Source organism: Rhodococcus sp. NyZ502 (assembly GCF_041464245.1).
GTDB classification, from domain to species: domain Bacteria; phylum Actinomycetota; class Actinomycetes; order Mycobacteriales; family Mycobacteriaceae; genus Rhodococcus_F; species Rhodococcus_F qingshengii.
Window position 1 is genome coordinate 3,159,187 of the sequence record NZ_CP167155.1, and the last position, 19,680, is coordinate 3,178,866.

The 19,680-nt window shown below is 63.8% G+C and carries 10 protein-coding genes; 2 read left to right on the top strand and 8 right to left on the bottom strand.

Features of this window, described 5'->3' with window-relative positions:
* Positions 1 to 59: 59 nt before the first annotated feature.
* On the bottom strand, positions 60 to 10,454 hold the full coding sequence (locus ACBG85_RS14675; RefSeq protein ID WP_372023861.1) for an amino acid adenylation domain-containing protein: 10,395 nt from the start codon (positions 10,452 to 10,454) through the stop codon (positions 60 to 62).
* Between the two features lie 294 nt (positions 10,455 to 10,748).
* A complete protein-coding gene (locus ACBG85_RS14680) occupies positions 10,749 to 11,105 on the bottom strand; it encodes a hypothetical protein (protein WP_042450945.1) in 357 nt (118 codons plus the stop codon).
* A gap of 189 nt (positions 11,106 to 11,294) precedes the next feature.
* Here ACBG85_RS14680 and ACBG85_RS14685 point away from each other — a divergent pair, with 189 nt between their 5' ends.
* Positions 11,295 to 11,633, top strand: coding sequence for an RNA polymerase-binding protein RbpA (locus tag ACBG85_RS14685; protein WP_003944971.1), 339 nt, complete (start codon positions 11,295 to 11,297; stop codon positions 11,631 to 11,633).
* A gap of 429 nt (positions 11,634 to 12,062) precedes the next feature.
* Here ACBG85_RS14685 and ACBG85_RS14690 read toward each other — a convergent pair whose 3' ends face one another.
* The 6 genes from ACBG85_RS14690 to ACBG85_RS14715 form a co-directional block, all read right to left on the bottom strand.
* On the bottom strand, positions 12,063 to 13,241 hold the full coding sequence (locus ACBG85_RS14690) for a PrsW family intramembrane metalloprotease (RefSeq protein ID WP_276116942.1): 1,179 nt from the start codon (positions 13,239 to 13,241) through the stop codon (positions 12,063 to 12,065).
* A complete protein-coding gene (locus tag ACBG85_RS14695) occupies positions 13,238 to 13,891 on the bottom strand; it encodes a hypothetical protein (protein ID WP_228400993.1) in 654 nt (217 codons plus the stop codon). Before ACBG85_RS14695 ends, ACBG85_RS14690 begins: the two co-directional genes overlap by 4 nt.
* A 136-nt stretch (positions 13,892 to 14,027) precedes the next feature.
* Positions 14,028 to 14,858 (bottom strand): hypothetical protein, encoded by an 831-nt coding sequence (locus tag ACBG85_RS14700; RefSeq protein WP_372023863.1) that lies wholly within the window; start codon positions 14,856 to 14,858, stop codon positions 14,028 to 14,030.
* A gap of 92 nt (positions 14,859 to 14,950) precedes the next feature.
* A complete protein-coding gene (gene lnt, locus ACBG85_RS14705; RefSeq protein WP_372027857.1) occupies positions 14,951 to 16,519 on the bottom strand; it encodes an apolipoprotein N-acyltransferase in 1,569 nt (522 codons plus the stop codon).
* Positions 16,520 to 16,556: 37 nt separating this feature from the next.
* Positions 16,557 to 18,191: an amidohydrolase gene (locus tag ACBG85_RS14710; protein WP_218695019.1), complete on the bottom strand. Its 1,635-nt coding sequence runs from the start codon at positions 18,189 to 18,191 to the stop codon at positions 16,557 to 16,559.
* Positions 18,192 to 18,203: 12 nt separating this feature from the next.
* Positions 18,204 to 18,764, bottom strand: a complete 561-nt coding sequence (locus ACBG85_RS14715; RefSeq protein ID WP_003944915.1) for an FxsA family protein — start codon at positions 18,762 to 18,764, stop codon at positions 18,204 to 18,206.
* A 250-nt stretch (positions 18,765 to 19,014) separates the two neighbouring features.
* Here ACBG85_RS14715 and ACBG85_RS14720 point away from each other — a divergent pair, with 250 nt between their 5' ends.
* Entirely contained in the window at positions 19,015 to 19,674 is a 660-nt protein-coding gene (locus ACBG85_RS14720; RefSeq protein WP_007729826.1) for a hypothetical protein, read from the top strand.
* The last annotated feature ends 6 nt before the right edge of the window (positions 19,675 to 19,680 follow it).

Here is a 19,680-nt window from a genome sequence, read left to right on the forward strand (position 1 = left end):
CAGTGCGTCGACGATCGCCGCGTCGAACACCGCGGTGCCCGGCTCGGCCTCTACCTCGATCACCCGGCAAATATTCTCGGCTGCAACAGATCCCGGCTCGCCGACAACAAGCCTGCGCTCGCCGTCGAGCTCGAGGCGCGAAGGATGTCGTGACGATCGAGAACAACTTGAAGAGCCGCGGTCAACTGCTCCACACTGTGAAGCCCGTGCGGCGCGTTGAGAAGAGTCGCTTGGGAGAACGAATCGAGACCTCGGAGATCGGAGCCGAGCCGGTCGAGCCACCACTGAGCCACCGGCATCAACGGCACGAGGCCCACGCCGTCTCCGGGAAGTTCCTCGAGCACCTCGGGTTCGTCGTCCTTGGTCGATGCCAGCAAAACCGCAAGACCGGCGACCGATTTCACCTCGAAGACGTCACGCGGGGTGAAGACGAGCCCGGCATCGCGGGCACGGGCGACGAGCTGAATCGACATGATCGAATCGCCGCCCATCGAGAAGAACGAGTCGTCGACGCCCACCGATTCGACACCGAGGACATCGACGAACAAGGCGGCCAGCGTGCGTTCGGTATCGGATTCGGCGGCCCGCGAGCGTGCCTGGGTTGCTCGCAAGTCGGGAACCGGCAGGGCTCGGCGGTCGAGCTTTCCGTTGGCAGTCATCGGCAGTTCGTCGAGAACGACCACGACCGCAGGAACCATGTACGGGGCCAGAGCCGAGCCCGCGAACGCGATGACGGCCTCGGGATCCACAGTCTGAGCGTCGTTGGCAGGCACGACGTATCCGACGATCCGTGCGGCGCCTCCGTCACGTTCGAGCGTGGTCACCACGGAATGTGCAACGCCGGGATAGCGAGCCAGAACTGCCTCGATCTCGCCGAGTTCGATGCGGAATCCGCGAATCTTGACCTGGAAATCGCCTCGACCCTGGTACTCGAGTTCGCCGTTCTTGTTCCACCTGGCGAGGTCGCCGGTTCGGTACATCCGTGTGCCCGCACTGCCCGCGGGATTGGGCACGAATCGTTCGGCGGTCGTGCCGGCGCGGTTTCGGTAACCGCGGGCGAGTCCGTCGCCGCTGACGTACAGCTCTCCCGTCACTCCGACCGGGACGCGGTGCAGGCGATTGTCGAGGACCCACGCGGTGATGCCGGTCGACGGGCGACCGATCGTGACTCGATCGGTCGGGGACATCGGCTCGGTGATGCTGGCGACGACCGTCGATTCGGTTGGTCCGTAGGCATTGATCATGATCCGGTGATCGCTGACCCAGGCGGCGACGAGGTCGGGTGGGCAGACGTCGCCGCCGGTTCCGATGCACACCAGCTCGTTCAGTCCGCTCGGATCGACCGTGGCCAGTGCGGCTGGTGTGATGAAGGCGTGCGTGACGTGCTGGTCGGCGATCAGACTCGTCAGTTCGGTTCCGCCGATGATGCTCGGTGGGGCGATGACCATCGTGGCCCCGGCACCAACAGCCATCAGGAGTTCGAGAATCGAGGCGTCGAAGCTCGGTGAGCTGAAATGCAGCGTGCGCGAGGTCGACTCGACGCGGAAGCGACTGCGTTCCTGCTCGGCGAGTGCCGAAAGCCCACGGTGAGTGACCATGACGCCTTTGGGGACGCCGGTGGAACCGGAGGTGTAGATGACATAGGCCGGGTTGTCCAGGGACACCGCAGCCAGCAGCTCCGAGGCACCTATCCGCTGATCACCGATCTGTTCGAGGGTTGCGAGTGTCTTTGCCTGATCGAGCAGAACGGCGTCTGCCTCGTCGGGGACGACACCCACATGCTCGGCGGTGGTGAGAACGACGCCCGCTCCCGAGTCGTTGATCATGTGGTGCACGCGGTCGACGGGATACGCCGGGTCGACGGGTACGAATGCAGCGCCGGACCGGGCAACCGCCCAGATCGCGACCACGGATTCCAGTGAGCGTGGTAATGCCAGGGCGACAACGGATTCCGGACCGACCCCGCGGCTGATCAACAGTCGTGCAAGGCGGTTGGCGCGGCGGTCCAGATCGGAGTAGGTCAGATGGCGGTCGCCGAAAATCAGTGCAGCCCTCTGCGGTTCGTCGACGTACTTCCGCTCGAGCAACGTCGAGAAGTGAACCTGCTCGGGAAGTTCCGGTGCGACGGCGCGAATCGTGTCGAGATCACTCACGAGATCGATGTCGCCGACCGGCGTGTGCGGTGACTCGGTGACAGCACCGAGAATCCGAACCAGGTATCGAGCGAAACCTTCGACGGTCGACTCGTCGAACAGGGCGGTCGCGTAGGTGAACCCGGCCTCGATTCCGGCCGGCCGGCCGTCGTCGTCGAAGGTCTCGGCAAGCGTGAGTTGCAGATCGAAATTCGAGACGGCGGATTCGAGTTCGAGGACCTCGACGTCCAAATCCGTCAGACGAACTGCTGGCCGAGTGGTGTTCTTGAACTCCAGCATCACCTGGAACAACGGTGAATGCGACGTCGACCGCTCCGGAGCCAGCGCATCGACGACGCGCTCGAAGGGGACGTCTGCGTGAGCGAAGGCGTCGAGGTCGGTGCTGCGAACTCTGGCCAACAGATCGGTGAACGAGGCGGCGGGGTCGACGTCGGCGCGCAGGACCAACGTGCCGACGAACATACCGACCATCGGATCCAGCAGGGCATTTCCGCGCCCGGCGATCGGTGAGCCGATCGTGATGTCTTCCATGCCGGACAATCTCGCCACGAGCACTGCGTATGCGGCGTGTACCGCCATGAACATACTGCTTCGGTGTTCGATCGCGGTTTCGCTCAGACGACGGTGGATGCCGGCATCGATGTCGAATCGAACGACGCCGCCCGAGAGATCCTGCACACGCGGACGCGGTCGATCTGCGGGGAGCGCAAGAAGTTCGGGAACACTCGCCAGTTGACGTGTCCAGTACTCGAGCTGACCGGCAAGAGTGCTGTCCGCTTCGTCGATCCGACCGAGAGCCCTTTCCTGCCAGATGGCGAAGTCCGCGTACTGGACCGGAAGAGGAGACCAGTCGGGCGCCTCACCTCGATGCCTTGCCGAGTACGCGCTCATCACGTCGAACGCCAACGGTGCCATCGAGAATCCGTCGGCGCAGATGTGATGGACGACCACGGTCAGGACGTGATCTTCTTCGTCGACCTCGATCAGTTCCGCCCTGATCGGTGGAGCCTGCGTGACGTCGAAGCCCCTCGAGGTGAGACGTTCGATCTCCCCGAGTACCGCTTCGGCGTTCGCGGCGACAACCGGCAGCGCGCCCAACGCTTCACCGGGTTCGACGATCACCTGCGCCGGCACTCCCTCGACCATGGGAAACAGCGTGCGCAGCGATTCGTGGCGAGTAAGCACGTCGGTGATCGCGCCCTCCAACACGGCAACGTCCAATCGGCCTCTCAGCCTGATCGCTATGGCGACGTTGTACGCCGCGGACGTGACGTCGAATTGATTGACGAACCACATGCGCTTTTGTGCCAGCGACAGCGGGATCGTCTGTGGCCGCGGCAATGCCTCGAGCGGAAGGACTGCCGGTCCCCCTCGTGCCGTGGCGCACTCGACCGCCAACTGCGCAACGGTCGGCGCGTCGAACAACTCTCTGATCGACAAGTTCAACGACAGCGAATCGTTCACGCGCGCCACAGCGCGTGCAGCGACGAGGCTGTTTCCGCCGATCTCGAAGAAGTTGTCGTGAACACCGACTGCCCCGGATTCCAGAAGCTCCTCGAAGATCGCCGCCAACTGCGCTTCGAGCGGTGTTCGCGGCGCCAGATACGTCTGCGAACTGTCGAAGCTGGGCGCGGGCAGAGCCTTCCGATCAAGCTTGCCGGTCGAACCGAGAGGGAACACGTCGAGGGCGATGACCACCGCGGGAACCATGTAGGCCGGAAGGAGACCTCTCAACTCGGTGCGTAGACCGTCCGTGTCGATCGAAGTGCCGGTCTCGGAGATGACGTAGCCGACCAAACTATCACCGACCACGTCGTCGTGATGGACGAGAGCAGCAGCTTGCGTGACACCGGGCAGCCTGAGCAACGCTGCTTCGACCTCGGCGAGTTCGATGCGCTGGCCGCGGATCTTGACCTGGAAATCGCGTCGACCGACATAGTCGAGCAGCCCGTCGGCGCGCCACCGGACGACATCACCGGTTCGGTACATCCGGGTGCCAGACGGGCCGTACGGATCGGCCACGAACCTGTCGGCGGTGAGATCGCTGCGCCCGAGGTATCCACGCGCCAGTTGCACTCCCGCCAGATACAGCTCGCCGTGAACGCCGACCGGAACCGGATGCAGCCGCCCGTCGAGGACATAGAGCTGGGTGTTCCACACGGGCGCACCGATGGGAACGGTGACGGTCATGTCGGGGGTGAATTCGGCGGCGCTGACGTCGACGGCAGCCTCCGTGGGTCCGTACAGGTTGAACAGTCCCGCAGAACTCAGACGGGTGAACGCCTCCGCAGTGGTAGGCGCGAGGGCTTCACCGCTGCAGAACACCTGACGCAGGCTCGCACACTGCCCGGCAGTCGCGGCAGCGACGAATTCCGCGAGCATCGACGGAACGAAGTGCGCCGTCGTGACGCCTCTGTCGGCAATCAACGCCGACAGGTACCCGGGATCACGGTGCCCGTCCGGTTCCGCGATCACCAACTGCGCGCCGGTCTGCAGGGGCCAGAACAGTTCCCACACCGAGACGTCGAAGGTCACCGGGGTCTTGTGCAGCACCACGTCCGACGCGTGAAGGGGGTACGTGTCCTGCATCCACAGCAGGCGATTGACGATCGAACGGTGTGATACTGCAACACCTTTCGGTCGACCCGTCGATCCGGACGTGAAGATCACGTAAGCAGCATTGTCCGGGCGCAGGGGTCCGAGCCGATCAGCGTCGGTGATCGGCGCCGTCGTGGACACCTGACGATCGAGATCGACGTCCACGATCGGGACTCGCGCGGGAAGAGCGCCGTGGTCCTGGGGCCGGCTCAGCACGCAGATCGGTTCCGCGATGTCGAAGACGTACGCGATGCGCTCGGCGGGATGATCGGGATCCACCGGGACGTATGCCGCACCGGCACGGATCACGGCGTGGACCGCGACGAGTAGTTCCGGTGACCGTCGAATCGACACCGCGACGCGCATGTCCGGGCCGACCCCGCGGGCGATGAGGGTTCTGGCAAGTTCACCGACCCTCGCGTCGAACTCCGCATAGGTCAGTGTCCGCTCGCCGTAGACCAGCGCGGCCCCCTCGGGTGTCCGGGCTGCCTGCTCCGCCACCAGGTCCGAGAGGGTGGTGATCGGTACGGCGTGTTCGGTGGCATTCCAACGCTCGAGGACCAGTTCCGCCTCGCCCGGAGCTGTGAGATCGACGTCGCCGACGACGGATTCCGGGTAGGCAGCTACCGCGTCGAGGAGCATCGTGAAGCGATCAGCGAGGCCGGACATGGTGTCCGAGTCGAAAAGCTGGCTGGCGTAGTTCAACTGGCCGTCGAGATGGTCGCCGCGGTCGGTGAGAATGACCTGAAGATCGAACTTTGCCGCGCCCGTCGACAGTTCGTCGACCGTGACCTCGAGCTCGGGCAAAGTGACCTCGGTGGGAGCGGCGCCCTGCATCACCAGCATCACCTGGAACAGCGGCGCCTGGTTGTCTGCGAGGGATTCGACGAGTACGTCGTACGGCACTTCGGTGTGCTGCAAGGCGGCCACGTCGACGTCGCGGACGCGGGTGAGAACTTCACCGAAGGTGAGTCCCCCCTCGAGAACCGTCCTCAGCACCACCGTGTTGACGAACATTCCGACGACGTCGTCGAGAGCGCGCTCGCTCCGCCCGGCCACCGGAGTGCCGATCGTGATGTCGTTCGCTCCGGATTCTCGGCTGAGCAGGACGGCCAGCGCGGCGTGGATCACCATGAACACGCTGACATCGCTGCGCGCCGCGATCTCGCCGACCCGGCGGTACGTCGCGGAGTCGATCCGGAAATCGAGATCGTCACCGCGCAGCGAGACACCCGCAGGGCGCGGATGATCCATCGGCAGTTCCGCGAGCTCACCGCGTTCGGTGAGCGTGTGCGACCAGAACCGCAACTGCTCGGCAAGAATCGAATCCGGGTCGGACGCTTCACCGAGCGCTCCGCGTTGCCACTCGCTGAAATCGCCGTACTGCACTTCGAGTGGCAGCCACGCCGGCACGCGTCCGCTCGCCCGCGAGGCGTACGCCACCATCACGTCACGAGCCAGCGGCGCCATCGACAGGCCGTCTGCTGCAATGTGGTGCACGACGAGGACCAAGGTGTGCTCGCGTTCGTTCACCTCGAGCAGAGTCGCGCGGATCGGCACCGATTCGCTGACGTCGAATCCCTCTCGCGCGAGCTCACTCGCCCGCGCCGAGGTCGCTGCGGCAGGCACCGTTTCCACCTCGAGATGATCGAACATCTCGTCCACACCGAGAACGTGCTGGACGGGGCCACGCGCACTCTCGGGGAAAACGGTCCGCAAGATCTCGTGTCGAACGATCACGTCCCGCAGCGCGGTGAACAGTGCATCGACGTCGAGATCGCCGGTCATCGAAACCGCGATCGGAATGTTGTACGCCGGCGAACTCGGATCGAGTTGATTGGTCAGCCACATTCGTTGCTGCGCCAGAGATACCGGTATCCGGTCAGGGCGATCGATACGCGTCAGTGCCGGGGCACGTGTGTTCCGCGAGTCCGCGAGGTCGGCACGTGCTGCCAGAGCGGAGACGGTCGGCGCCTCGAAGAGGTCGAGAACGCTCAGCGTCGTTCCGAGAGCTCCGTTGACTCGCGACACGACGCGGGTCGCGATCAACGAGTCACCGCCGAGGTCGAAGAAACTGTCGTCTGCTCCCGCCCGGGTGATACCGAGCAGATCGCAGAACACCGCCGAAATTCGCTTCTCGGTCGAGGTCTCGGGGGCACGGTATTCAGCCGACCCGCCCACAGAATCGATGTCCGGTAACGCTTTCCTGTCGATCTTTCCTGCCGGAGTCAACGGAATGGAGTCGAGGACGACGATCCGCGCGGGAACCATGTGGGCTGCCAACGAAGATCTCGCGTGGGCGACCAGCTCGGAGTTGTCGATGTGTGTGCCCGCAGCCGCCGTGACGTACGCCGCCAACAGTGTTTCCCCACTCGGGCCCGCAACTCCGGCGGTGACTGCCTGTGCGACGCTCGGGTGGCGGCGCAGCACGTCGTCGATCTCGCCGAGCTCGACGCGGAAACCGCGGATCTTGATCTGGAAGTCGCTCCGGCCGAGGTACTCCAGCTCACCCTCGCCGTTCCACCGCGCGAGGTCACCCGTGCGGTACATGCGCTCTCCCGCAACACCGTTGGGGTCGGCAACAAATCGTTCGGCCGTAATCGTGGCACGCGCGTGGTACCCGCGCGCCAAACCGACACCGCTCACATAGAGCTCGCCGGCGACACCGATCGGCACCGGTTGAAGCCGCGAGTCCAGGAGGACGGTTGCGGCTCCGCGCATCGGCTTCCCGATGGTGACGGGAACATCGCTGCTCAGCGGTCCGGTCAGAGTGGCGACGACGGTGGTTTCGGTCGGTCCGTACGCGTTGAACATCGAGCGTCCGTGTGACCACTGATCCACCAGCGCGGGTGAGCATGCGTCGCCGCCGGTCACGACCACTCGTAGATCCGGTAGGCCGGCGGGATCGACTGTTGCCAGCGCGGCCGGGGTGACGAATGCGTGGGTGACCCGTCCGATACGCATCACCTGTGCCAGTTCGTCGCCGCCGTACACGGTGGGCGGCGCGATCACCATCGTTGCCGCGCCCCCGAAGGCAAGGAGGAGTTCGAGGACCGAAGCGTCGAAGCTCGGCGAAGAGAAATGCAGGGTGCGGTCTCCAGGTTCGACTCCAAACCTGACTCGTTCTTCGTCGGCGAAGCTGCTCAGCCCGCGGTGACTGACCACGACGCCTTTGGGGACACCGGTGGAGCCGGACGTGTAGATGAGGTATGCCGGATCGTCGTAGCTCAGGCGCGTACGCCGCTCGGCGTCGACGACCGGTGCATCGGAATGGTGCGAGGTGTCCAGTTCGTCGAGGAGCAGCCAATCCACCGAATCGGCGAGCCCGCCGTGGTGCTCCCCCACACTGATTCCGACTACAGCTCCCGAATCGGTGAGCATGTGCCGAATACGATCCTCGGGGTAGTGCGGATCGATCGGGAGGAAGGCACCGCCGGTCTTGGCCACCGCCCACGTCGCGGTCACCGATTCGAGAGACCTCGACAGCGCAAGGGCGACATAGGTGCCGGGGCCGACTCCCCTGTTGATCAGTTCACGGGCGAGTGTGTTCGACTCGGCGTCGAGATCCCGGTAGCTCACCTCACGATCACCGAAAACGAGCGCTGGGGCATCGGGGTTCACAGCCGAGGCCCGGCGGAGAATATCGGGGAGAGTCAACGGGGAGGACGCGGTCGCTCCCCGCGCCGGTACCAGGGACTCACGCTCGAAGTCGTCGAGGAGATCGAGGTCTCCGACCGGCGTTCGCGGGGCTGCTGCTGCGCCTGCAAGGATCCGCACCAGTCGCGAGAGGAAGGCTCGGACCGTGGATTCGGCGTAGTGCTGCGTGGAGTACGCAACCTCGAGGGCGCCGGTATCTGCGTGGACGTCGATCGCCACGTCGAGGCCGGCAATCGTGGTCTCTTGCGGGCCGTCGTTGAGGTGGACGTGCAACTCGGGCAGTGCGGGGACACCTGCCGCCGATCGAATCGACAACGTATCGCGTTCTCGAGCAAGAGAACTCACGAACTCGTCGAACGGCGCCGCCGGATCGACCTCGCAGCGCAGGGGCAGAGTTCCCCACTCGGTCCTCGTTCCGATCAGCACGTCCCGGCGCTCGGTCGATCTCGACAGCAACGCAGCAAATGCGGCATGGACAACGGCAAAGAGGGAGACGCCTTCCGTGCGCGCAAGTTCGGCGACCGCGGGATCGAGTGGGACGCTCAGCCGATTCGTACCGGTGGGCTCCGATTCGGCGTCGATTCGCTCGAGGCCCAGTGTCTCGAGGTCCAGTGTGGGGCCCTCGTCGGAGTCCCCCAGGTATCTCGCCCAGAACCGCTCGAGTTCCCTGCGCTGTGCACTGCGCGCCCCTACCTCGGCACTTGCCGGATGAATCCGGTTCATCGGCGTACCGGCCGGTGCTGCTGTCAGTTCTGCGACCAACTCGGTGAACGCCCGGTGGTGCTCGGCCAGTTCGTCGTGTCCGTAGCGATTGGGGTTTCCGCGAAAGTCGATCAACGTCTGCGCCGGATCGCCGCTCTGGTACACGTTGACCAGCAGATCCTCGACCGGACCCGACGTGACGATGTGATACTCACCGGTCAGTGGCCCGAGGGTTATCTCCTGCCGGAAGAGCATCACATTCATCATCGGGCCGGACAGACGCGCGTCGCCGACGGTCAGACCGGCATCACGCCGGATGTCCTCGAGGCTGCATCGCTGATGACGAAGCGCACCGAGAAGTTCGAGTTGCACGCGCCCGACCAGATCGTCGACACTTTCGTCCGGGTTTACGTGGATGTGTAGCGGCGCGACGTTGACCAGCATTCCGCCGGACCGCTGCAGCGGTGCCGTCGTCCTCGCGGAAACCGGCAGGTTGATCAGCACGTCGTCGTAGCCGGTACTGCGGGACAGGTAGCACGCCAGTGCCGAAATCAACACTGCGGCCGGAGTTGCACCGGAACGTGAATTCCACTCGTCCAAGGCAGCAAGGCTGTTCGTCGACATCGCGGCACTGACAAGTTCACTGCGTGCAGTCGGGGGTCCCTCACGGGTGGCCAACGTCGAACCGTGTTCGACGCCCGACACACGCTGGGCCCAGTACTCGCGGTCGGCTTCGAATCGACTCGATTCGCGGTACTTCTGGTCGAGCTCGGACAGCGTCGTGACGTCGAGCGCCTTGTTCACCGCAGGCTCTCGACCTTCGACGGCTGCGGTGTAGATCGCCGCAATCCGATTGACGATCGTCATACCGCTGTATCCGTCGAGAGCGACGTGATGAATCCTGGTGTACCACAGGTAATCCCGATCACCAGTTTGAAGAATTGTCATCTCGACGAGACGATCGCGAGTCAGATCGAGCGTCGTCGCGTAATCGTTGTCCATCCACTCCGAGGCAGCCTGCCGAGGGTTCTCACGCTCGCGGAAGTCGAAGTAGTCGATGCCCGGGTCGATCGTGAAGTCCACGATCTGGCAGGGCTCCCCATCCGGGTACATCAACCGTAGAAACGGTGATTCGAACTCGTGGGCAGCCTCCACCGCGGCGCGACTGAGCAGTTGCATGTCCAAATCGCCGTGGAACTCGATGTACTGCGCGATGAAGTACGGGACCGTCGGGTGAAGTTGCTGCGCAAACCACATGCTGCGCTGCACCGCTGACAGGGGGAACGCTCCTGCCGGCAGGCTTCGCGATCCGGTGAGCGGGTCGATCCTCTTGTCGGTATCCATCACGACCACCCCCACACAGCGTTGTGACGATCAGCGTTGTCACGATCAGCGCCGGGAAGTGTGGCTCGGGGATTGAAGAGAAACATCGCACCGCCTCGATATCGAGTGGAAACCATGTGGCGATCCTGCGAGAGCGCAGCCGAAGGTCATCGACCTCGACGAAGGGTCGCTTCGAAGTCCGAACCTCCCCGAAGGTCCGAACTCAGGATCAAAATTTGTCGTCGTCAGGCGTCAGGAGCACCGCAGTGTTGCAGTGCTCGACGCAAGGCTAGAAACCGGTTGCCCACACCTGCTCTACCGGAAACGTTCGGCTTCGCGGGCAAGTTCGGTCAACCGTTCACACAACTGTGTGAGCTCTGAACTCTCTGCGCCCTCGGCAACTGCTGTCGCCACATCTTCGGCAGCGCATCGGACCTCGAACATCCGATCCACGAGTTCGACCGCTTCGACTGCGGTCAAGATGACGGCGTCAGCCGGGATCGACGTGCCCTTGACGGCATTGCGCTGCTCGTACGCACGCTGTCGACAAGACTGGCTGCAGTACCGGCGTCGACGACCGACACCGGTCACCGCGACCTCTCGACCACACCACACACACGGGTTTCCCGAACGCGCAGACTGCGGTGATCCGACGCGTGTGCTCTCAGCCATGAATCGACACTGTACTCGAGATTCGGACGCCTTCGATGAACGCGCACGGTACCCGGTAAGATGGAGAGGTTGCGTCTTCTCGCCACACGGGAACCAATCGGGTGCTCGTGGCGTTGTAGATGAGTGTGAGCGTCTACTCCCCAAGTCAGGGCGCCCACCAGCGGTGACGAACGAAGAGAGGACACCACCATGGCAGATCGCGTACTTCGAGGTAGCCGACTCGGAGCTGTGAGCTACGAGACCGACCGTGACCATGACCTCGCGCCCCGTCGTATGGCCAAGTACAAGTGCGAGAACGGCGAGATCTTCGACATCCCGTTCGCGGACGAAGCCGAGATCCCCGGCACCTGGTTGTGCCGAAACGGCCTCGAAGGCACCCTCATGGAGGGGACTGCTCCCGAAGCCAAGAAGGTCAAGCCTCCCCGCACCCACTGGGACATGCTGCTCGAGCGTCGCTCGGTCGAGGAACTCGAAGAGCTCCTCAAAGAGCGTCTCGATTTGCTGAAGGCCAAGCGTCGCGGCGCATGAACTAGCACTTCGATCAAGACCGTCCGGTTCTACACCGGGCGGTCTTTCTCGTTCTTCGGGGAGTGATCGTTCACAAGTCGACGTCATACTTCGGCCCTTCTTCGACGTGGCAACTTCAGGATGCTTCGCGGTCCTCAAAGACACTTCAGGGCAACGTCATTCAGCATCCAGGCGCACTCGCGGGCCGACAGTGCGCAAATCCTGGACTTGCGCTGGAGAACCATCGGCACTGCTTCGTGCACCAGTGTGAGCTGTATCCCCCACCCCGCGACACACCAAACTTCGGTACACCAAACTTCGATACGGAGTGAACTGGTAGCCCAGTCACTCGGCCGGGTTGCTTGCCAAGTGACGATGGCAAGCAACCCGGCCGACTGGGGTGTGGGTGAATGTTTTGCGGTGCTGAACGGTTCTTCCGCTACTTCCCGGTCACCGAGTGATGCTCTGTGCCGCGGTTCCTTGGCGGAGGCGGGTGATTTCGTTGCGTGATTCGACGACCTGGGGGCTGTCGTCGCCCTTGCTGACAGCTAGGTCGCTGCACAGATCCAGCGCGGCACGAACGATATGTCGTCGTTGGCGACGTTCGGCGCGAGTGGGTGCGGCTTTCGCGTAAGTGCGTTGTTGTCGCCATCCGCCGGCGGCTGTCACCTCGGCGTCGGTCAGGACGCCGGACTCGATTTCCGGGGCGAGAATGTCACGGACGAAGTGGGATTCACGTGGGTGCGCCCAGACGAACGCGATCCACAAGGCAGTGAACGCGAAGACGATGTCGCCGATCATGATGACGAACACGAGCGAACTGCTGCCGCCGGCGATCGCGAGCATGGAATCCCACACGCCGTGGATCAGGATGGGTGCCACGATCAACGCCAATCCGCGTCCGATCCGCCGGGGCTGGGCCGGGGTGCCGATCAGATAGATCACGCCGGCGCAGAAAAGGGCGGTGAAGAGGGGATGAGAGACGATGTCGGAGTAGGTGCGGGTGGCGATGGAACCGAGCAGGCCGTCGGTTTGGTGGGCGCCGAAGCCCTGTGTTGCGCCGGCAATCGAGTACAGAAAGTCTTCGCTGGTCTGAAATCCCAAGCCGATGAAAGCACCGAGGAGCAGGCCGTCGGTTGCGGTGCGCACCAGGCGTGGTGCAAGCGCGAGGAGGACTACGATGCCGATGCCTTTGGCGGTTTCCTCCACGAAGGGTGCAGAGAGGCCCGCATGCCAGTCCTGAGCCCATACCTGCCCGAAAATCTTCGAGTAGAGCGAACCGACTGCTCCGTTCGCGGGTACTGCGATAGTGAACGTTGCTGCGGTGGCGCCCCAGATGAAGCCGGTGACCACTAGTCCTACGGGTTGGCGTTCGTAGCGGTCGATGTGCCGGAACCACCATGTCCAGACCGCGGCGCTGATGACGCCGACGATGCCGGCAACGAGGAGTGCGCGCCCGAAGTATCCGGCGAAGGGAGCAAACATCTGCCAGCCTTTGACGAGGCCGAATCCGCACATCCACAGGTATATCCAGAACACGACGTTGCGTGGCTGGAAGAAGTGAAATTTCTCGCCCCAGGCCGTCGTATCGAATGCGCGGGAGCGGGTTTCGAGGAGATCGGTGCTCACTTGGTGTCTCCCTCGTGTGTGCCGATAGAGGCGATCATGTCGGTGATTTCTCGACTGCGGGCGGCGATCTGATCGGGTGGGCCGACTACCTGTACCCGAATTCCCTTGCCGTCGACGACGAATGTGGTCACCGATCCGGCGGACCGCGGAGTGTCAAAGCTGACCTGGACGCCGCTCAGACCCCCGGCGGTGCTGATCGGCTGGCGCGCACCGGAGACCGCAAGCACGGAACTGCCGTTCGTCGCAAGACTCACGGCATCTGTTTGGGAGAGGAGTTCGTCGGCAGTTCCACTGAATGTGTCGGCGTCGACGCTCACGGTGACGGTGCCATCGGTCAACGTCACACGTGGGAGCGAATCGGACGCGCCATGTTGGTCGGTTCGGAAACCACTGTCGACATTCCAGCCCGCAGGTGCGGCGAAGGAGACCGTTTCGGTCACGGCCATCCGGTCTCCGGCGCCGGTTGGATCTTCGGAGGAGACAGCGGAATCGATGGCGGGCACGATCACGGTCCAGAGCATCCACACCGCCAAGATCGCGAGGGCGTGTGGAAAGACTCGTGTGTCGAATCCGAGGAAGCGGTGATCCGCTGGTGGACGTCTTCCGTGTAGGGGCTCGTGCTTGTGTGCAGTACTCGAAATAACGCTCAATTTCCCTCGTTTCCATTGCACGGCAGGTGCACTGACTATCGCAGAAACGGACAAATTCCGTGCATCAGCCGGCACCTGCCGGTCATCGAGACGATCGTGCACCAAGTTCCCGTAGGCGCGAGATCACCGAGAGCTCCTAGTCGACGGTGAACCGTCGCATCGCCAGATGTCCGAACACGCCGACCAGAATCAACGTGACGCCTGCGGTCACGGAAACGGAGTCGGTCACCAACCCCGCGATGCCGGTCACGGCTACGAACACCGGCAAAAAGTCGAACAGCCTGAAAATCGACTGCGGTGGTTCGGTTTCGAGGCCCTGAGCCTGAGCGGCCTTGTTCGGCGCATACTCGGGGTACCACTCGGTGAAGGAGATCGCGAAGAAGGTTCCGAGCAACTGCAGAATCCATCCGGTCCAGAAGTTGTCACCGTCGTGCAGCAGTGCGTCTCCGAACAGGCCCACTACGGCCGACCAGGTGAAGGCGAGAGCCCACACCGCCGTAATGACGTAGTTGATGCGCAGAAACAGTGTCGTCGTCCAATACTCTTCAGGCGTCGACTCTTTCGCGTACTGCAAAGTGAAAGGATTGCGGAGCAGGATCGATCCGAAGGCAAAGACCACCAGCGCGATGTTGGTCAGTTCGCCTCCCCAGAGTTCGAACCACCGAATCGTGTTCGCCGACGCGAGGAGGCCGATGGCCGCCAGAACGCCGAAGAACACGACGTCGAAGACCTCCAACAGCTTCACGGTGCCGCTGCGCCGGTGACTGGCCGCCAAGATCAGCAGCGACAACCCGAGGGCTGCGGCCGCGGATTCCTCGAACCTTCCCGGCCCGGAGAGCAAGGACAGCAAGATCCACGGCGACAGGCCGGCGAGCGGTGACTGCAGAACCGCGTCGACGACACTGGTTTTGTGAACTGCATCCCGGGTCTCGGACTTGTCTGGCTCGGTTTTCTCAGGCTCGGTCACAAGAAGCCGCCTTACGCAGGAACGGGTGGCACAGCGAGTACCCGCGTAGGCGCTCCTCGGAACATCGGCAGCCCTAATATCCGATGCTCGGCTCAGATTGCCGCAGTCTCCTCGGGTGAGTGCTCAGCCTGATCTCGGCGCCGGGCCAGCACTGCCATGGCAATCGCGCCGACCGCGATGATGCTGAGCACGATCTCCGGCACCGGACCTACTCGGCTGGCAAGGGTGGAGCTGGTCGAGAGCGGCACCTTCGCCACCAGGGCCGCCGGCACGAACAGGTCGGTTTGCGAAGTCACCGCACCGTCGGGAGCGATGATGGCGCTGACACCACTGGTTGCGGCGACAACGACGGCGCGGCCGTGCTCGACTGCCCGCACACGCGACATTGCCAGCTGCTGATAGGTCATCTCGGTGTCCCCGAAAGTGGCGTTGTTGGTCGGTACCGCCAGCAACTGTGCATCGTTGCGCACCGATTCCTGGAACGCCCGGTCGAACGCTACCTCGTAACAAGTCGCGACACCGATGGGCACCCCCGCTGCATGGACAACGCCGTTGCCCTCGCCGGGAACGAAATTGCCCGCGCGATCGGCGTACGAGGAGAAGTTCCGGAAGAAGCTTCGGTAGGGCAGGTATTCGCCGAACGGCTGAATGATCTTCTTGTCGTGCTGTTCCTGAGGACCGTTGGCGCCGTCCCACACGATCACCGAATTGGTGGTCGTACGATCGGCGTTCACGAGTACGGTGCCGACAAGAATCGGCGCTCCGATCGCTTCGGAGGCCCGGGTGATGTCGGCAGCGGCATCGGCGTTTCGCAGGGGGTCGATGTCCGAGGCGTTCTCCGGCCAGATCACGACGTCAGGCTGATCGACGCGGCCCGCGTCCACCTCGGCAGCAAGTTTCACGGTTTCGGCGACATGGTTGTCGAGGACCTGCTTGCGTTGCGAGTTGAAGTCCAAGCCCAACCTCGGAACGCTTCCCTGAATGGCGGCGACGGTGATCGTTCGATCACCGGAATCCATGGTGGACAAGAACGGCGACACCACGAGAGCAATGATCACGGGCACGAGGGCAGCGGCAACAGCACCGAAGAATCCTCGGTCCCATCGTTTGGCCGCGACAGCGACTGCAACTGCTGCCAAGCCGGTACCGGTCAGGGCCACCGCGAAGCTGAGCAGCGGCGCACCGCCGACACTCGCAAGAGGGAGGAGCCACCCTTCGGATTGACCGAATGCGAGCCTGCCCCAAGGGAATCCGCCGAAAGGAACGCTGGAACGAAGCCACTCGGTGAGCGTCCAGGTCGCAGCAATCCACAAGGGTGCCCATGGCAACCTCGCCACCAGAACCGCAAGCAGCCCGAACAGTCCGATGAACAACGACTCCACCGCGGCCAACGCGATCCACGGGACCGCACCTACGAACACACCGATCCACGGAAGCAACGGCACCAGAAATCCGAGACCGGCCAAGTATCCGTAACCGAAGCCGGCACGAAGGCGCAGTCCGCCGCGCCCGAAGTTCGTCAACACACACGTCAGAAGAGCGATCCCGACGGGCGCCAAGAACCACAGCGGGCGGGGTGGGAACCCTGCGAAGATCAGGAATCCACCAGCGGCCGCGTACAGCGAACGTAGCCATGCGGAACCGGTGAGCACAGCGCTCACACGGGAGCGATCACCGACAGACGCCTCTGCGCCGGCCTCACTCACTCGACGAGCCGCGCTGATAGACGACGCGTCCGCGATGCACCGACTTGATGCAGACCGGAATCGGCGCATCTTCCGCCAGCCTCGGCAGAGCGGGTACGCGCGAGCGCGGATCGGTAGACCATCGCTGAACCGAGTCGGCGGGTGCGCTCACTTCGAGTTCGCCTGCCTCCCACAACACGTAGGAGGCAGGTGCGCCCGGATTGAGGGTTCCCGCGGCGCCGTCCCGCACTCCGCCCGCGCGCCAGGCGCCGCGAGTTGCCGCGGAAAAGGCCGCACGCGGCGAGATTCCACTTCCGTCGGTGCGGTGCTGGACAGCGGCGCGCAGCATCGCCCACGGCTCGATGGGGGTGACCGGGGCGTCGGAGCTGAATGCGAGCGAGACACCCTTACCGGCAGCAGGTGCAAACGGATTCAACGCTGCTGCGCGCTCGACTCCCAGGCGCGTGGCGTAAAGACCGTCGGTGCCACCCCACAGTGCGTCGAACACCGGTTGGACGCTAGCGATGACACCCAAGGCGGCAAAGGTTTCCGCGTCGGCCATGGACATCATTTCCGCGTGCTCGAGGCGGTGACCCAACGCGGCGACCTTGGGGCCACCCAGTTCGTCGGCGACCCTGCGGAACGCGGCAGCTGCCGACGAGACGGCGCCGTCACCGATGGCATGGAACCCGGCCTGGACGCCCGCGAGGGTACAGGCCCGGATGTGTGCGGCGATCGCGTCGACGTCGAGGTAGGCATTGCCCGTCGAATCAGGTTGGTCTGCATAGGGTTCGAGCAACCACGCGGTATGCGAACCGAGCGAGCCGTCGATGAAGAGATCCCCGCCGAGTCCGTCTGCTCCGGTTTTGTCGAGGAGCGCGCGAGCATCCTCTTCGCTGTCGACACGCTCACCCCAGTAGCCCCGAACCTCCACGCCGTGATCGTGGGCCAACAGTTCCTGGAAATCGGTCAATCCCGAGATGTCCGGTCCCCCGCACTCGTGAACGGCCACGATTCCGCGTGAGGCGCAGAGATCGAGCGCAGCGGTACGAGCAGAAGCGCGCTGAGTTTCCGTCAGCAGATTCCGAGCGGCATTGCGCGCCAGGTGGTGTGCGTCGAACGTCAACGGGCCTTCGGCCGAGTATCCAGCGGTGTCGGCGAGGCCGGAGATCCCGTCGCGCAGTGCGCTCGAGCACGCGGCCGAGTGAACGTCGATCCGCGAGAGATACACCTTGCGGCCAGGGGCGGCCGCGTCGAGATCTGCGGTCGACGGCGGGGTCTGTTCGGCCCACTCGGTGTCGTCCCAACCGTGTCCCCAGATGACTGCGTCGGGATGGGCAGTTTCGGGGTTCGCGGCTGCGAATGTTCGTACTCGCGCGAGACATTCGTCCAGAGAGTTCGCGCCCACGAGATCGAGGCCGACGAGATTGAGTCCCAGTGCGGTGATGTGGACGTGGGTGTCGACGAACCCGGGAGTGACAAACGCACCACCCAGATCTTCGATCTCCGCGGCGGGGTGCAACGCCCGTCCGGCGCGCTCGTCGCCGACCCACACGACGGTGCCGTCGGTGATGGCGATCGAGGTCGCGTCAGGTGCAAATGAACTGTAGATCCGGCCGTTGACCAGCAGACGAGTAGTCACGAGCACCCAGTCTGCCTGTTAGTACTGCGGCCCCCGCGAACGGGTGGGTGTATCCGTGTCCAGAATCTCACCCTCGAGCACCAGTTCCTTGCCGTTGCTGGCGACGTACTCGGTGGTTTCGGGTGTCTCGACGATGATCTCGCCGTCGATCACCTCGCCGTTTCCGCGCATCCGCGCCGCGTAGCCGACGGTTCCGGCGAAGGCGTCACCACCGGCGGCAAATGCTGCTGCGCGCTTACCTGCCAGGAGCACTGCAAGCGGGCGCAGCGCCCAGCGGGTCGGCGGAATCAGAAGCAGCAGGCCCAGAACCGAAGTCACGAGTCCGGGTACGAACATCAACGCGGAGCCCGCCGCGACCAAGGCGCCGTCGGCGACCGCCAGTGACGGCGATCCCTCACCCCGCGTGGCCTTACGGAACCCGTCCATGACCCGTCGCCACTGCGAGCGCATGAGGATCAATCCGACAAGCGATCCGGCGAGAAACAGCAGCACTGTCCAGGCGACACCGATGGCGTTGCCCACGATGACCAAGGCTGCGATCTCGACGATCACGTAGAGGAGAAATACGGCGGCGATCATGACGTCCCCTTTCAGACGGTCTATTCGTTCAACGCTCGAGGGGCCGGTTTTTCTCCCGACAACGACGCAGAGGTGCAAAACAGGTGGGTGCTGTGAGTCACACGGGCCTTCTCTCACGCACGTGCGACTTGCCTGGCGTTAACTAACGCTCCGCTAACGATTCTAAACCTCAAGTTGACGTTGAGACTCTGCGCATGGTCAAGTCACTTCGGGCCGCATTTCCCGGCCTCATGAAATGAAGGAGCCCGACATGAGCCGACTCCCCGGCAAGACACTCGCCCGACGCATTCCCGCTGCCATCGCCGGCACTGCCGCCGTCGTGGCACTCACCGCCGGCAGCGCGATGATCAGCGCGGGAACCGCGGCCGCAGAACCGGTAGTACCCGAAGGAATTGCCGCACTGATCGCGCAGGCCGCAGCCATCTCCCCCGAAGCCTCTGCTGCTGTTCAGCAGTTGATCGGCACGGCAGGCGCTGATCAGATCACGACCGCTCTCGATCTCCCGGACATCGGCGTCACCAAGCCGCAGTCGTTCATGTACCCCGCACCGACGGTCGGGTGTGGCGTGGCCGGTGAACCCGTCACCGTCACCCTCAGCTCCGCACAGGCCGGTCCGAACTTCCCGTTGCCGCCGTGGGTCGAGGCCGACCATCTCCGTTTCCAGGCAATCCCGGGTTACGTCGGCATACCCAAGACCTCAGGGTTGAGTGTTGCCTGGATCAACGTCGGCACGTTCAAGGGCGGCATCGTCCCGTTGGACGAGAAGTTGCCCGTACTCGATACGCCGTTGCTCTCGAAGGTCGTCGACACCGGTGACGGCAAGGTGTTTGCCGCTCTGTTCGGCAATGTCGATTACGCAGACGGGAAGACCTGCATCGTGCTGCCAACAGTGGGCTCTTTTGATGCTTGAGCAGAG

Excerpts from the sequence above, each read along its gene's own strand:
- ACBG85_RS14675 (WP_372023861.1), bottom strand. The coding sequence starts at position 10,454 with ATGGATACCGACAAGAGGATCGACCCGCTCACCGGATCGCGAAGCCTG.
- ACBG85_RS14720 (WP_007729826.1), top strand. The coding sequence starts at position 19,015 with ATGAGCCGACTCCCCGGCAAGACACTCGCCCGACGCATTCCCGCTGCC.
- ACBG85_RS14685 (WP_003944971.1), top strand. The coding sequence starts at position 11,295 with ATGGCAGATCGCGTACTTCGAGGTAGCCGACTCGGAGCTGTGAGCTAC.
- ACBG85_RS14680 (WP_042450945.1), bottom strand. The coding sequence starts at position 11,105 with ATGGCTGAGAGCACACGCGTCGGATCACCGCAGTCTGCGCGTTCGGGA.
- ACBG85_RS14715 (WP_003944915.1), bottom strand. The coding sequence starts at position 18,764 with ATGATCGCCGCCGTATTTCTCCTCTACGTGATCGTCGAGATCGCAGCC.